Genomic DNA, 14,448 nt, shown 5'->3' with positions numbered 1-14,448 from the left:
TTGATTATTATTAACATATATTAATTACAGTTAATAACAAATGTCAAATCATCAGACCAATGGCAGATGGGTACCGCCAGTTTTTTATGGAGGGAAGCCGGGTATTAGCTTAGAACAGTTCGACTTCACCTTGAATGGTACTGTCACTGAGCAGGCCATTTTCTACCAGCTCTTCATAGAAACAGATCTGGTTGCGGCCATGATCTTTGGCATAGTATAAAGCCTCGTCTGCGCGCTCCAGCACGGTGTTTGGCAACACATTCAGCGCCATACGCGAACAGCCCACACTCATGGAAACATGCCCGACCTGCGGAAAGACATGCGCATTTAAAGTGGCTTTAAATCTTTCCAGCAAAACCGTAATATCGTTTTCATCGGCACAAGAAAAGACACCGACAAACTCCTCCCCGCCAAAGCGGAACAGCAGATCGCCTTCCCGAAAAGTCTCCTGCATCAGTCGCGAAAGCAGGATCAGGACTTCGTCACCGATCAGGTGGCCGTAGGTGTCGTTGATCTTCTTGAAAAAATCGATATCAAAGATCGCCAGGAAATGATGCAGAGGGAATTTGAATTCTGGCGTGTAATCATTCAGCAGTATCTTGCTCACACAATGATCGAAGGTTTTGCGATTAAGCAGCCCGGTCAATGCATCACGCTCGTTCTCAATGATCAGGCTGGCGTAGTGATGAAACATTTCCAGACACTGCTTGATCAGGCTGATCGCTTCCTCATCCAGCGTTTCATGCTGAATGAGCAAAATGGCATGTTTGTGCGCAATACTCTGTTGCAGGGGAAATATATGCAGTTTGCCGCTACTTGTTTCCAGGCACTCATATTGATGCGAGCCTTTGTCCATATAGTTCAGCAACAAGGCATAATTTTCCGGCACCCAGCCGTCAAACGCCGCGTGAGTGACCTCACCGCTGCCCAGTGTAGAGATGACCGAAACCAGCTGCCGCCTCGATAACACCTGCATCCTGATAGGCTGCGGTTGCGCCGCGAAAATACTTAACCAGTGCTGCATGAGCGAAAGCAAGGCTGGATCCAGCGCAAGACTCTCCCTGACCTTGGTAAGGTCAGTCAGCGTCTGCATAAATTCGCTCAGATTCAATTGAGTAGTCATGTGTTCGACATAAGGATTTTTGAACACTTTAGCAGAGGCAAGCTGATGACTTATTTGTGATCAGAGCCAGTATTAACGACTAATCTTTGGATTTAAGCTAGTGTTGGATCTGATTTAAACAGGAGGACAACGACAGGAAGATAATGGGGTGGCTGATGGGGCTCGAACCCACGACAACAGGAATCACAATCCTGGACTCTACCAACTGAGCTACAGCCACCATAGAGACTATTACATTGGCCTGCCCGACAGGAATCGAACCTGTAACCCCCAACTTAGAAGGTTGGTGCTCTATCCAGTTGAGCTACGAGCAGATAGGTGTTACATGACGATTGGGCAAACCAGAGAAACTGGTCGGCGTGGAGAGATTCGAACTCCCGACATCCTGCTCCCAAAGCAGGCGCGCTACCAGACTACGCTACACGCCGAAAGCAGGAATATAACCGATTTTCCGAAATCGTGTCAATCCTGATGTGATAAAATTCTATTTTTAACGATGATTTTTTGCTCATGAGCGCACACATTATTGATGGCAAGCAAATTGCCAATCAACTGTTAGACGATATTAAAAATAACATTGATCAACGCCTGAAGGCTGGCAAACGTGCTCCGTGTTTGGCGGTGGTACTGGTCGGAGATGATCCGGCTTCTGCCATTTATGTACGCAACAAACAGCTGGCCTGCGAGAAAGTGGGCATCGTTTCGCAAGCCCATCGCTTACCTGCCACCATCTCACAGGATGACTTGTTCAGCCTGATCCAGACCTTGAATCTGGACCCGGGCACCGATGGCATCCTGGTGCAATCGCCGCTGCCACATCATATTGATGAGACTGCCATTCTGGCCCTGATAGACCCGGCCAAAGATGTAGATGGCTTTCACCCCTACAATATCGGGTTACTGGCCGTACGCCAGCCGCAGTTACGCTCCTGCACGCCTTACGGGGTGATAAAAATGCTGCAAGCCAGCGGCATCAACCTGAAGGGGCTGGACGCGGTAGTGGTCGGGGTCTCCAACCATGTGGGCCGCCCTATGGGACTGGAGTTATTGCTGGCGGGTTGCACGGTGACCAGTTGCCACCGTCACACCAGCGACCTGGCAGCCCATGTGCAACGCGCCGACCTGGTGGTGGCTGCAGCAGGCAAACCTGGTTTGATCAAAGGGGAATGGATCAAGTCCGGCGCCATTGTGGTGGATATCGGCATTAACCGTCTGCCCGATGGCAAACTGGCCGGTGATGTTGAATTCGAGCTGGCAAAGTCACGCGCGGCTTATATCACCCCGGTACCCGGTGGGGTGGGGCCGATGACAGTGGCGACCCTGATGGAAAATACGCTGAAGGCGCTGGAACTCAGGGAGCAGGCTTAACCGGCAATGCCGCCGGCTGACAAAGAAGCTTTGCAAGCCCATAAAATCGGTGTAAACTCGCGCGATTATTGATTAACGTAATGCAGTAAAAAGCGCCGTAAAGGCAGTAATATCAAGTAGTTTCGTCCTTTGGAACCATCATGGCAGACACCGTTAACAAATCTTTTGTCCCTTACCAGCCAGCAGCCGGTGAGGAGTACATGAACAAAAAACAGCAGGATCATTTCAAAAAAATCCTCAATAACTGGAAAGCTGAACTCAGTCACGATATTGACCGTACGGTGCACACCATGCAGGACGAAGTGACCAGCTTTGCGGACCCCAACGACCGCGCCAGCCAGGAATCAGACATGGCTCTGGAATTACGCAACCGTGACCGTGAACGCAAGCTGATCAAGAAGATCGACGAAACATTGCGTAACATTGATGCCGGCGATTATGGCTACTGCGAAGGCTGCGGCATTGAGATCGGTCTGAAACGCCTGGAAGCACGCCCAACAGCCACACTTTGCATTGACTGCAAAACGCTGGATGAGATGCGTGAAAGGCAAGTCGCTAAATAGCTGACTGCCAGAAAAAAAGCGAGTGCGCACAACGGCCACTCGCTTTTTTTATCCCTGTTTTACGCTCCACCCGCGCTGCCATCAAGCTGGCGATCTCGCTCAGCCTGGGTGCCTCAGCCCTTATTCACAGCCATTGCCGCACCCCTTGCGCCTCACCAGTTTGCGCTTTACCAGTTTTCTTCCACAGAAAAAAGCCGCTTGTGCTCGCGGATCGCGTAGCGGTCTGTCATGCCGGCAATATAGTCCGCGACTGCGCGTGCCTGGTCCTGCTTGGCAGCCAGCTGGTGCTCATCCGGCATTAATTTGGGTGACTGCATAAAGGCAGTGAATAACTCTTCAATGATGCGGCTGGCTTTAGCGCTCATGCGGTTGACTTTGTAATGCTGATACAGATGCTTGCGCAAGAACTGCTTAAGTTCATGGTTTTTATCGGCAATTTGCTGGCTGAAGCCGACCAGATACGTTGCATTGCGTACATCTGCGATATCCGCCGGATTGAGCGCGGCGATGGCCTGCTGGCTCTGCTCACACAAATCCACCACCAGCACATTGATCATGCGGCGTACGGTCTCATGGATCAGGCGCTTCTCTTCGATCTCGCCATACAGGCGTTTCACTTCGGCCATGTTCTCGGCAAACAGCTGTATGCCTGATAACTGCTGTATGGTGATCAGGCCGGAGCGCAAGCCATCATCCACATCGTGGTTGTTATAGGCGATCTCATCGGCAAAATTGGTGACCTGCGCTTCCAGGCTGGGTGACTGCTTGTTTAGAAAACGCTCGCCTACATCACCCAGCTGCTCGGCATTCTTGCGCGAACAATGTTTGAGTATGCCTTCACGCACTTCAAAGCTCAGGTTCAATCCGTCAAAGCTGGCATAACGGTTTTCCAGCAGATCGACCACCCGCAAAGACTGCAGATTATGTTCAAACCCGCCAAAATCGCGCATGCAATGGTTGAGCGCGTCCTGCCCGGCATGGCCGAATGGTGTGTGGCCCAGATCGTGCGCCAGCGCGATCGCTTCGGCCAGGTCTTCATGCAGGCCTAGCGTGCGCGCGATGCCGCGCGTCAACTGTGCGACTTCGATACTGTGCGTCAAACGGGTGCGGAACAAGTCGCCTTCATGGTTGACGAACACCTGGGTCTTATATTCCAGGCGACGGAAAGCGGTAGAGTGGATAATGCGGTCGCGGTCGCGCTGAAACACATTGCGCGTGGGCGACTCCTGCTCAACGACCTTGCGGCCACGCGTTTGTTCGGGATGAGCGGCAAAGCTGGCTAAGGTCATGACTGTTCTCTATTTTCTGTTAAGCCGCCAGCGTCAGGGTCTGCTGTAGTTTATCGGCATCATAATCAGCGGTGATCACCGCCTTGCCTATCGCCTGTTGCAAGATCAGGCGTATGCGGCCATCAGATACTTTTTTATCCAGTTGCATGAGTCGCAGATATTCTTCAGCGCCAAAGTCTGGTGCTTCTATCGGCAATTTGGCCGCCTGCATGATGCTCTTGATGCGTTGCACTTCGGCAGCATTCAGCCAGCCCATGCGCTGTGACAGGTCAGCCGCCATGATGGTGCCGGTCGCCACGGCTTCGCCATGCAGCCACACGCCATAACCCATGGCGTTTTCGATGGCATGACCAAAGGTATGGCCCAGGTTGAGCAACGCGCGCTCGCCCTGCTCGTGTTCGTCCACGGCCACCACTTCGGCCTTGTTCTGGCAAGAACGGTATATGGCATAGCTGGTCACGGCAGTATCCAGGGCCATCAGCGCAGACATATTGGTTTCGAGCCAGTCAAAAAAATCGGCATCGCGTATCAGGCCATATTTGATCACTTCGGCCACGCCTGCGGATAATTCACGCTGTGGCAGGGTCTTCAGGGTGTCGATATCGGCCAGCACCAGCTTGGGCTGGTAAAACGCGCCTATCATGTTCTTGCCCAGCGGGTGGTTGATGCCGGTCTTGCCGCCGACGCTGGAATCTACCTGCGACAGTAAAGTGGTCGGCACCTGGATAAACGGCACACCGCGCAAATAGGTGGCCGCCGCATATCCGGTCAGGTCACCGATCACGCCGCCACCCAATGCGATCAGGGTAGTGTTACGTTCACAGCGGTTTTCCAGCAAATGATCATAAATGGTTTGCAGCGTTTCGCTGTTTTTGTAAGCCTCGCCATCCGGCAGGATGATCTCAATGACACTGATACCGGCGTCACGCAAAGGCTGAGCCAGCGATTGCATATATAAAGGCGCGACGGTGGTATTGCTGACGATGGCGACCTGTTTGCGCTTGAGGTGCGGCAGTATCAGTTCGGCCTGGCTCAGCAGGCCATTGCCGATATGTATAGGGTAGCTACGGTCAGCCAGGCTAACAGTTAAGGTTTGCATGAGGGCTCCAGCGCGTGCAATACGCTTTCAATTTTTTGGATAATGACAGCCACCGGCTGATGGCCGGTATCCACGATCAGATCGGCAGTTGCTGTATACAGGGGGTTGCGGGCATGAAACAGCTGCTCCAGCTTGGCCTTGACGTCTACATTCTGTAGCAAGGGGCGATTCTTATCATTGCGCGTACGCAGGTACAGCTCGTTGACATTGGCACGCAGATAAATCACATAGCCATACTGTTTGAGTATCGCCCGGTTTTCAGGCGCGATGATGGCACCGCCGCCGGTGGCCAGCACGATATTTTCCTGCTGCCCCAGCTCTTCCAGCGTGGCGGTCTCGCGCTTGCGGAACCCCTCCTCACCTTCCAGTTCAAAGATGGTAGGGATTTTAACGCCGGTGCGCTGCTCGATCACATGATCGGTGTCATAGAAGGTCTTCCCCAGGTTTTTGGCGATCAATTTGCCAACTGTGGTTTTCCCCGCACCCATCAAACCGATTAAAAAAATATTATTTGGTATACGCCCGCTCATAAAAAAGCCCAACCGATCCAGTTGGGCATTTTAAGGCAAAGCACGCCCGCTGTCAGTAACAGCCGGGCTTGCAAGCGGCAATTTAGTTTAAAGCCAGCGTTTCATCCATCACTTTAGGCGTGATAAAGATCAGCAATTCAGTCTTGTCTTCTTGCTTGGTGTTGCGTTTAAACGCATAACCGACCACCGGCAGATCACCAAAGAACGGCACTTTGTCGGTACTTTTGCGTGATACCTGCTCGTAGATACCGCCAAGAACAACGGTTTCGCCATTGCCTACCAGCACTTGTGTCTGCACGTTTTGCGTATTGATCGCCACCCCACCAGGCAAGTTCTCGCCACGGCTGTCTTTACGCACATCCAGATCCATGATGATCTTCTGGTCCGGCGTGATCTGCGGTGTCACTTCCAGGCTTAGCTCAGCCTTTTTAAAGCTGACCGCAGTGGCACCGCTACTGGTAGCCGTCTGGTAAGGGATCTCCACACCTTGCGCGATACGTGCTTTTTGCTGGTTGGCAGTGGTCACGCGCGGACTGGAGATCACTTTACCGCGGGAGTCTGCTTCCAGGGCTGACAATTCAAGATTCAACAACAGATTGGCTGACAATTTAAGCAGGCTCAGGGCGATGCCGCCATAGGCATTGGTGACTGGCAGGTTGGACATCAGGTCCGGCAAGCCGTCAGAACTGGTCAAGGTGCTGCCATTGCTGCTGGCGGTTTGAATACTGCCGCTATGCGTGCCCTGGGTAGCTACGCCGGTGGCCGACACCTCAGTGAACCTGTTACCTAAAGAGCCGCTCACTGTCATATTGGTGTTGCTGCCTGGCGTGCCGGTTTGCGTGATGCCAAAACGTGCGCCCAATGCTTTGGAAAAAGTATTCGAAGCGATCACCATGCGTGACTCTATCATGACCTGTTTTACCGGCACATCGACCTTATTGATGATGGCCTGGATCTCATCCAGCTTCCTCGGCGTATCCTGCACAAAGATGGTATTGGTACGCACATCGAACGTGACGCTACCGCGTTGTGACAGGATGCGGTTCATACGCCCTGCGGCAGAACCGCTGGTACCGCCCACCGCAGCACCGGCTGAAGCGCCGCCGCCCGTCATGCTAGGCCCGCCACCCAATAACATATTCCTGAAATCGGCAGCTTTCTGATATTTCAGCGAGAATACTTCAGTGCGCAATGTTTCCAGCGTTTCACGCTCTGCGTTTGCTGTTAACTGCGCTTTTTCCTTGGCTGCGAACTCTTCGGCCGGGGCGATGGAGATGACACTGCCATTCACACGCATACCCAGGCCTTTACTTTGCATGATCACATCCAGCGCCTGGTCCCATGGCACATCTTTCAAGCCTATGGTGACGCTGCCAGAGACAGAGTCACTGACTACGATGTTTTTACCCGTGAAGTCAGCGATCACTTTCAATACATCCCTGACATCCACGCGCTGAAAGTTAAGTGATAGTTTTTCACCCGCATAGCCCTGCTTGGAGCCCTGGATCAACTTATTCTGATCTCTGACCACTGGCCGTATATCCACCACCAGTTTGCGTTCAGACTGATAAGCGGATTGCTCCCAGTCACCCTGCGGCTCGATCACGATCTGCGCCTGGTTGTTCTGGCGCAAGGCGTCGACATACAGCACTGGCGTGTTGAAATTGATCACATTCAGGCGGCGCTGCAGCGACTCAGGCAACTCGGTGTTGCTGAAATCGATGACGACGGTCTTACCGGCATTGCGCACATTCACGCCCACATGGCTGTCAGACAGGTCGACCAGGATGCGGCCCTCACCATTCTTGCCACGCACAAAATCAATATTCTGGATGCGGTGATTCGCCACCGCAGCTGGTTCGGTGTAGCGTTTAACCGCCGCCGTGGCAGGTGCCAGCTCGCTGCTATCCTGCGCCAGCGCGATCAACAGGGTATTTTGCTGCAATTGCAACTGATGCTGTACCGGCTTGGAGAGATTGAGCACGATGCGGCTACGGTCATTCGCCTGCGCGACCTGTACCGATTTCAACGCACCCTGATTGATAGTCACCACATTCTTGCCGGTCGCATTACTGGTGCGCGGGATATCAAACACCACTCTGGGCGGATTGGTCAAAGTAAAGCTGGCCGGTGCTGCCGACAAAGGCTGTGCCATCTGCAGCTGCACGTTCAGCCGTCCACCTGGCAGCGTGGTCACCTCAACCGCCTGCAGCTGGTTATTGCCAGCCGGCATGTCGGCGGCCATCACCGCTTGCGTTGTCATCCCAACGAAAAGTAATGCTAGCTGTGTAGCAAAAGATATAAGTGTTTTCATCATTGATGTTCCTGCAATTCCAATGTCGTCATTTGCTCGGTCCATTCACCAGTAACCGTGTCCTGAATGGTCTCTTTAACTTTTAATTCATACTTCAATGTCTGCTGGTTTTCTGCCAGCGCGGTGATCAGCCCCAGCTTCTCGCCCATGTAATTGCCTGGCTTGACCTGGTAAACCATGTTGTCCGGCGTTTGTATGGTGGCAAAGGTCTTGCTCTTTTTACTCATCACCCCGACAAACTTCAGGCTTTCCAGCGGATAAGCTTCCAGCGGTTCTTTGTGGCGCTTGAGGTCAGGCTGAAACGTGTGCTGCACCGCCGCCTTGCGTGGCACAAACGGGTCATGCAACACAGCATCGGCGTTATATTGCTTGGGTGAAAAACCCTGCACCTGCGGCAATGGCTCTATCGGGGCCACCGGCGCCTGGTTGGCTTCATTCATAAATTGGGTCAGATCATCCTCTTTAGCGGCGCCGCATGCTGCCAGCAACAGGCTCAGGCTGATCATAGTCAGGGTGGGTATACGCATCATTTTTTACCTGTCTTGGCGTCTTCTTGTGCCTTGCGTGCTGCAACTTCTTCCGCATCCAGATAGCGGTAAGTTTTGGCCACCGCTTCCATGACCAGAATGTCTTTATGTGGCTGCTTCTCATCTTTGGCCATAGGCTGCACTTGCAGATTGTGCAAAGTGACGATGCGCGACAGTTTGGCCACTTCGGTGACAAAAGCACCCAGTTCGTGATAACGCCCCAGCACCTTGATGCTGATAGGCTTTTCTGCATAAAACTCGGCAAATACTTCCGGCTGCGGCACAAAGGCCTCAAACGATAAACCCTGGCTCAAACCGGCCTGGTTGATGTCTGTCAGCAGGCCATCCATCTCTGATTTATCCGGCAATTGCTTGAGCAACACGCCAAAGGTGCGCTGGATCTCCAGCACTTGCTGCTCATAGGCTGGCACGCGCAGCGCCTGCATCTTTTTGACGAGGTATTCATCGCGCAGGCCCTGCTCTTTTTGTTTTTCGGTGTGCAATTCCTTGAGGTCAGGGTTGAGCAGGAACACATAGCCCAGCACCAGCACCACGGCTGCCAATATGCTCAGCAACACCACTTTCATGGGCACTGGCAGATTGCCGGCGTTTTTTAAATCAATATTGTTAAAATCCGAAAGTTGCATGATGCGCCTTATCCTTTTGCTGCCGCAGGCTTCTGCTTGGCCTGGCTGGCATCCGCTTGTTCAGACTTAAGCATGACCCTGAGTACGAACTCATATTGCTTGAGGTCTTGCTGGTTAGTGCTCGCCTTGATCTCCACCAGATTGGGGTTATGGATAATGGCTGAGTCGCTCAGGTTGTGCACCAGTGAGGCGACCCTGGCATTGGTGTCGGCGACACCTTTCAGCTCTATCTCGTTTTCAAACTGTTTGATGCTTTTCAGCGACACGCCTTCCGGCAACAGCCTGGCCAGTTCATCCAGGATCTGCACCGCCTGGTTGCGATCACTCTGCAAGCCTTCGACGATCTGCTTGCGTTCGAGCACGTGCTTGATCTGATCCTTGAGCGTGACTATCACCGCGATCTCTTTATCCAGGCGCACCATTTCATCCTGCAGGCGCTGGTTACGCTCCTGCTGGCTGCGGATCTGTGCACCTACATAACTCCAGCTGACAAACAGGATGGCTGCAGAAGCAATGGCGACCAGCGAGGCCATCAGGCCAAATTCACGCTGGCGTTCAGCACGGCGTATCTGTCTATGCGGGAGCAGGTTGACTTTGATCATGCGTCCACCCCGCGCAATGCCAGGCCACAGGCGATCATCAGCGCCGGGGCATCGGTTTCCAGCTGGCTGGCCTTGATCTTGTTCACCAGTGTCATGCCATGAAACGGGTTGGCTACCAGCGTGTGTATCTCGGTTTTTTGCTGTATCAGCGCCGCCAGGCCTGTGGTCGCCGCCACACCACCTGCCAGTAGCAGATGATCCACCTTGTTGTACTGGGTAGAATTAGTGAAGAAAGACACGGCACGCGCCGCTTCACCCGCCAGCGTCTGCAAAAACGGTTGCAGCACTTCCTGTTCATAAGAATCCGGCAATCCACCCTGGCGTTTGGCGATCTCGCTTTCTTCAGGAGAAAGCCCGAAGCGGCGCTGGATCTCCTGTGACAGCATGGCGCCGCCAAATGCCTGTTCACGCGCATACACCGAATGCAGGCCGACCATGACGCTGATATGGGTGACATGGGCGCCGATATCGAGAATCATGGTGACGGTTTTTTTGGTGTGCTCGGGCAACTGTTTGAAAATCTGGCGGTAGGCGGTTTCGGTGGCATAGGCATCCACATCCATGATGCTGACTTTCAGGCCAGCCTCTTCCGCGATCGCGACACGGTCATCGATTCTTTCTTTCTTGGCGGCCGCGATCAGCACTTCAACTTCATCCGTGCTTTTGCCTATAGGCCCCAGCACCTGAAAATCGAGGTTCATTTCTTCCAGCGGAAACGGAATGTACTGGTTAGCCTCGGCTTCAACCTGCAATTCGAGGTCTTCATCGCTGAGGCCGGCAGGCATGATCACGCGTTTTGAAATCACGGCAGAAGCCGGCAAAGCCATGACCACCTGGCGCGCACGTGAACCCAGCAATCGCCAGGCCGAACGTATGGTGTCTGCCACCTGCGTCAGGTCATTGATATTGCCATCGCTGATCACGCCTTTAGGCAGGGCGACGCTGGCGTAACCATCCAGTCGGAACTGGTGTTTACCTATCGCCGACAACTCCACCATCTTGATAGCGGTCGCACTGACATCCACACCGATAAAACTGGTTTTTTTTCGTTGTAAAAAGCCCAGACTCAACTGAATCGCCCTTAGATTGTATTAAATTCTTAAAGGGGTATGCATCAAACGTGCCAACCCCTAGCTTTTTTGCTGCATGACGGCAAATACTGCAATCGCGCAGCAGCGGCCTATCCCCGACTATTTGCATGATTCCATAATTAACTGCCAATGAATCAGCAAAAAAAGATTACAATTCAGGGGTAATTCTCACGATGGCAACACTAGGCATGAATTCAAAACGCTGGTTACAGTCTTTTCTTTTTATCACCCTCATCGGCAGTTTGATCGTCGCGGCACTACTGGTATTGATGATTAGCATCCTCTACCCCTCGCTGCCATCACTGGAAGCACTGACCGATTACCACCCCAAACTCCCCCTGCGCATTTACGATGCCGAAAGCAATCTGATCGGTGAATTCGGCCAGGAAAGACGCGCCTTCGTACCTATAGAACAAACGCCCAAGGTCATGAAGGACGCCATTCTGGCGATTGAAGACAGGCGCTTTTACCAGCACAACGGCATTGATACCACCGGCATACTGCGCGCTATCCGCAACAACCTGACCGGCCGCGGCCATGAAGGCGCCAGCACCATCACCATGCAGGTGGCAAAGAATTTTTTCAGCAGCCCGACCACGCCACGCAATATGTGGACCAAGATCAAAGAGGCGCTGCTGGCGATCAAGATAGAAAACGCCATCAGCAAAGACAAGATCCTCGAGCTCTACCTGAACCAGATCTACCTGGGCGAGCGCGCGTATGGCTTTGCCGCAGCCTCTAAGACCTATTTCGACAAGGACCTGCGCCAGCTCAACCTGGCCGAAGCCGCGCTGCTGGCCGGCCTGCCAAAAGCGCCCAGCAAATACGACCCTTATATACACCCCGATTTTGCGATCAGGCGCCAGCATGAAGTGCTGCGTGATATGCACCGTTACAAAATGATCTCGCAAAGCGAGTTCGAGACTGCCATGCAGGCGCCGCTCAAGTTCCAGTCCTCCAAACGCATGGTGCAGGCGCTGGGGGCCGAATATGTGGCCGAGATCGTCCGCACCAGCCTGTATAAACGCTATGGCGAAAAAGTCTATAGCAGCGGTTTCAAGGTTTATACCACCATACACAAGCAGCACCAGGAAGCAGCCAATGCCGCGGTGATCCAGGGCATCATCAACTTTGAATTACGCCATGGTTTCCGTGGGCCGGAAAAAGTCATTTCTTTGCCATCTGGCAAAATGCGGGCTTCGGAAGCCAGGGAATTACTGCGTGATTTTGTCACTTATAACCAGTTTGTGCCCGCCTTGGTCACCAAGGTCGAACCCAACCTGCTCACTTTGGTCACTCAGCGCGGCACGGTGCTCAAGTTGCAGGACAAAGCCCTGTTGCTGGTGAAAAACCATATGCCGCCGGCCAAACGCACCCCGACTTCACTGGTGGCTGGTGCAGTGATCCGCGTCTACCAGCAGAACGACAACTGGATGGTGGTGCAATTGCCTGAGGTGGAAAGCGGCTTTATTGCGCTCAACCCGGAAACCGGCCAGGTCAATGCCCTAATAGGCGGTTTCAGCTTTCAGCGCAACAAATATAACCATGTGACGCAGGGCCGTCGCCAGCCTGGCTCCAGCTTCAAACCATTTATTTACTCTGCTGCGCTGGACAAAGGTTATTCACCGGCTAGCGTATTTGAAGATGCGCCTATCAGCTTTGCCTCTACCGAAACCGGCAGCAACAGCAACTGGGAGCCGCGTAACTACGATGAAAAATACGCAGGCCCCATGCGTTTGCGTGAGGCATTGGCACAATCGAAGAACACCATCTCTATCCGCCTGATGAATGCCATAGGCGCGCGCTATGCGCAAAACTACCTGCGTAAATTCGGTTTTAACCCTAAAGACCACCCGCCATACCTATCGACGGCCCTGGGCGCGGGATCTACCACTTCGTGGCAACTGGCGGCCGCCTATGCCACATTTGCCAACAGCGGCTACCAGGTACACCCTTACCTGATCGAAAAGATCACCGATAGCCGTGACAAAGTGGTGATGGCAGTGCAACCAGGCAAGCATATCTCGCAAGAGCGGGTCATAGACCAGCGCAATGCCTTTATCATCACCACCATGCTGCAAGATGTGGTGCGCGACGGTACGGCACGTGCCGCCTTGTCGCTGCGGCGCCCGGATATCGCCGGTAAAACCGGCACCACCAACGACCAGTTCGATGCCTGGTTCGCCGGTTACCACCCGAAAGAAGTCGCAGTGGCCTGGGTCGGTTATGACAACCCGCACAACCTGGGCCGTGGCGAGACCGGTGGCCGTGCCGCATTGCCGATCTGGATCAAATACATGCAGGACACACTGAAAGGTGTGCCTATCTACCAGTACAAAGTGCCCGAGGGCATCCTGCAACTGAAAGTGGATACTTACACCGGCGCGCAAGTTGGCGAAGATGACCAGGGCATCTATGAATACTTTTATGAAGAGCATTTGCCGCAATCGCAGCCTGAAAACCTGCCAGGATTATTCGACCCTTCCAGCGAGCAGGCGCCTGAACAGGATGAACCCTCGTTTCTGGAACGTTTGATCGGAGAGCATTCCGGCGGTGATGAGGACAGAAAAGTACCGGCCAACCCTGCGGCAAAACTATTGAGTCCTAACTAGATACTGATTGTTGAAAGCGCTTATGTTTGACGACTTTCCAAGTGATCTGCGCCAGGAAATCGCGCAATCGGCAGCCAGGCTGATGTTTGAAGAAGGCATTAGCGACTATGCGCGTGCCAAGCGCAAGGCGGTGAAACTGCTGGGCATACAGCAGGATGCACCATTGCCGACCAATGCCGAGATAGACTCAGCCCTGCGTGAATATCATGCGCTGTATGCAGATGAGGCAGACGCTGCCCACTTGCTGGACCTGCGCCAGGCAGCGTTGCTGACCATGCAATTATTACAGAAATTCAATCCGCACCTGACCGGCCCGGTGCTGGACGGCACCGCCGGGCCTTATGCCGATACCGATATCCATGTGTTTGCCGAAAGCGCCAAAGAACTGGAGATCTATCTGCTCAACCAGAATATCCCCTACCATGGCGATGAACAGCACTACCGCATGTCAGATCGGCCAGGCAAGCAGAAGCATGAACTGGTGCGCAAACGGGTGCCGGTGGTGCTGGTGGAGACACGGTTTGGTACGCAGCGCATCAGTATTTTTGAAGCGGATGATATACGTTCGGCGCCACGCAAGAACGGCGAGAAGTCAGGCATACAGCGTATGAATCTATCGCAATTCAGCGAGATGGTGCGTGCGCGACCCCCGGCAGAGCCGACCTAGCCAGCCACGCTTGCAG

General features: G+C 53.4%; 13 protein-coding genes and 3 tRNA genes. 4 read left to right on the top strand and 12 right to left on the bottom strand.

The annotated features are described in order from the left end of the window. Positions 1 to 109: 109 nt before the first annotated feature. The 4 genes from ACT6RZ_RS09075 to ACT6RZ_RS09060 form a co-directional block, all read right to left on the bottom strand. A complete protein-coding gene (locus ACT6RZ_RS09075) occupies positions 110 to 1,123 on the bottom strand; it encodes a GGDEF domain-containing protein (protein WP_444701798.1) in 1,014 nt (337 codons plus the stop codon). A 144-nt stretch (positions 1,124 to 1,267) separates the two neighbouring features. Beyond that, positions 1,268 to 1,343: transfer RNA gene (locus ACT6RZ_RS09070), tRNA-His, on the bottom strand. A 17-nt stretch (positions 1,344 to 1,360) separates the two neighbouring features. After that, positions 1,361 to 1,437, bottom strand: a tRNA-Arg gene (locus tag ACT6RZ_RS09065). Between the two features lie 37 nt (positions 1,438 to 1,474). Continuing rightward, positions 1,475 to 1,551: transfer RNA gene (locus tag ACT6RZ_RS09060), tRNA-Pro, on the bottom strand. An 82-nt stretch (positions 1,552 to 1,633) separates the two neighbouring features. On the opposite strand from ACT6RZ_RS09060, the gene folD reads away from it, so the two are divergent. Then, entirely contained in the window at positions 1,634 to 2,491 is an 858-nt protein-coding gene (folD, locus tag ACT6RZ_RS09055; protein WP_444701797.1) for a bifunctional methylenetetrahydrofolate dehydrogenase/methenyltetrahydrofolate cyclohydrolase FolD, read from the top strand. 140 nt (positions 2,492 to 2,631) lie between these two features. Beyond that, positions 2,632 to 3,054, top strand: a complete 423-nt coding sequence (dksA, locus tag ACT6RZ_RS09050; RefSeq protein WP_379033123.1) for an RNA polymerase-binding protein DksA — start codon at positions 2,632 to 2,634, stop codon at positions 3,052 to 3,054. A gap of 167 nt (positions 3,055 to 3,221) precedes the next feature. Here the strand turns inward: dksA and ACT6RZ_RS09045 are convergent, their stop codons facing one another. From ACT6RZ_RS09045 to ACT6RZ_RS09010, 8 genes are all read right to left on the bottom strand, one after another. Then, positions 3,222 to 4,343, bottom strand: a complete 1,122-nt coding sequence (locus tag ACT6RZ_RS09045) for a deoxyguanosinetriphosphate triphosphohydrolase (RefSeq protein WP_444701796.1) — start codon at positions 4,341 to 4,343, stop codon at positions 3,222 to 3,224. Positions 4,344 to 4,362: 19 nt separating this feature from the next. Beyond that, entirely contained in the window at positions 4,363 to 5,442 is a 1,080-nt protein-coding gene (gene aroB, locus ACT6RZ_RS09040) for a 3-dehydroquinate synthase (RefSeq protein WP_444701795.1), read from the bottom strand. After that, positions 5,430 to 5,972: a shikimate kinase gene (locus ACT6RZ_RS09035; protein WP_444701794.1), complete on the bottom strand. Its 543-nt coding sequence runs from the start codon at positions 5,970 to 5,972 to the stop codon at positions 5,430 to 5,432. The genes aroB and ACT6RZ_RS09035 overlap by 13 nt, the downstream gene beginning before the upstream one ends. 82 nt (positions 5,973 to 6,054) lie before the next feature. Then, positions 6,055 to 8,289, bottom strand: coding sequence for a type IV pilus secretin PilQ (pilQ, locus tag ACT6RZ_RS09030; protein ID WP_444701793.1), 2,235 nt, complete (start codon positions 8,287 to 8,289; stop codon positions 6,055 to 6,057). Then, the gene (locus tag ACT6RZ_RS09025; protein WP_444701792.1) at positions 8,286 to 8,813 is read right to left on the bottom strand and encodes a pilus assembly protein PilP; all 528 of its coding nucleotides are present in this window, start codon (positions 8,811 to 8,813) and stop codon (positions 8,286 to 8,288) included. Before ACT6RZ_RS09025 ends, pilQ begins: the two co-directional genes overlap by 4 nt. Further along, entirely contained in the window at positions 8,813 to 9,460 is a 648-nt protein-coding gene (locus ACT6RZ_RS09020) for a type 4a pilus biogenesis protein PilO (protein ID WP_444701791.1), read from the bottom strand. The genes ACT6RZ_RS09025 and ACT6RZ_RS09020 overlap by 1 nt, the downstream gene beginning before the upstream one ends. 8 nt (positions 9,461 to 9,468) lie before the next feature. Then, on the bottom strand, positions 9,469 to 10,062 hold the full coding sequence (locus tag ACT6RZ_RS09015) for a PilN domain-containing protein (RefSeq protein WP_444701790.1): 594 nt from the start codon (positions 10,060 to 10,062) through the stop codon (positions 9,469 to 9,471). After that, a complete protein-coding gene (locus ACT6RZ_RS09010) occupies positions 10,059 to 11,132 on the bottom strand; it encodes a pilus assembly protein PilM (protein ID WP_444701789.1) in 1,074 nt (357 codons plus the stop codon). The genes ACT6RZ_RS09015 and ACT6RZ_RS09010 overlap by 4 nt, the downstream gene beginning before the upstream one ends. Positions 11,133 to 11,341: 209 nt before the next feature. On the opposite strand from ACT6RZ_RS09010, the gene ACT6RZ_RS09005 reads away from it, so the two are divergent. Further along, entirely contained in the window at positions 11,342 to 13,765 is a 2,424-nt protein-coding gene (locus tag ACT6RZ_RS09005; RefSeq protein WP_444701788.1) for a penicillin-binding protein 1A, read from the top strand. 22 nt (positions 13,766 to 13,787) lie between these two features. After that, positions 13,788 to 14,432, top strand: a complete 645-nt coding sequence (locus ACT6RZ_RS09000; RefSeq protein WP_444701787.1) for a hypothetical protein — start codon at positions 13,788 to 13,790, stop codon at positions 14,430 to 14,432. Positions 14,433 to 14,448: the final 16 nt, after the last annotated feature.

Origin of the sequence: Methylophilus sp., from assembly GCF_052437885.1 — a bacterium.
Taxonomy (GTDB): Bacteria; Pseudomonadota; Gammaproteobacteria; order Burkholderiales; family Methylophilaceae; genus Methylophilus.
Note: the sequence above shows the minus strand (reverse complement) of the source record. Positions and strands in the feature narration are given on the sequence as shown.

Bases quoted from the DNA above. Each gene is read 5' to 3' on its own strand.
- ACT6RZ_RS09075 (WP_444701798.1), bottom strand. From the start codon at position 1,123: ATGACTACTCAATTGAATCTGAGCGAATTTATGCAGACGCTGACTGAC.
- folD (WP_444701797.1), top strand. From the start codon at position 1,634: ATGAGCGCACACATTATTGATGGCAAGCAAATTGCCAATCAACTGTTA.
- dksA (WP_379033123.1), top strand. From the start codon at position 2,632: ATGGCAGACACCGTTAACAAATCTTTTGTCCCTTACCAGCCAGCAGCC.
- ACT6RZ_RS09045 (WP_444701796.1), bottom strand. From the start codon at position 4,343: ATGACCTTAGCCAGCTTTGCCGCTCATCCCGAACAAACGCGTGGCCGC.
- aroB (WP_444701795.1), bottom strand. From the start codon at position 5,442: ATGCAAACCTTAACTGTTAGCCTGGCTGACCGTAGCTACCCTATACAT.
- ACT6RZ_RS09035 (WP_444701794.1), bottom strand. From the start codon at position 5,972: ATGAGCGGGCGTATACCAAATAATATTTTTTTAATCGGTTTGATGGGT.
- pilQ (WP_444701793.1), bottom strand. From the start codon at position 8,289: ATGATGAAAACACTTATATCTTTTGCTACACAGCTAGCATTACTTTTC.
- ACT6RZ_RS09025 (WP_444701792.1), bottom strand. From the start codon at position 8,813: ATGCGTATACCCACCCTGACTATGATCAGCCTGAGCCTGTTGCTGGCA.
- ACT6RZ_RS09020 (WP_444701791.1), bottom strand. From the start codon at position 9,460: ATGCAACTTTCGGATTTTAACAATATTGATTTAAAAAACGCCGGCAAT.
- ACT6RZ_RS09015 (WP_444701790.1), bottom strand. From the start codon at position 10,062: ATGATCAAAGTCAACCTGCTCCCGCATAGACAGATACGCCGTGCTGAA.
- ACT6RZ_RS09005 (WP_444701788.1), top strand. From the start codon at position 11,342: ATGAATTCAAAACGCTGGTTACAGTCTTTTCTTTTTATCACCCTCATC.
- ACT6RZ_RS09000 (WP_444701787.1), top strand. From the start codon at position 13,788: ATGTTTGACGACTTTCCAAGTGATCTGCGCCAGGAAATCGCGCAATCG.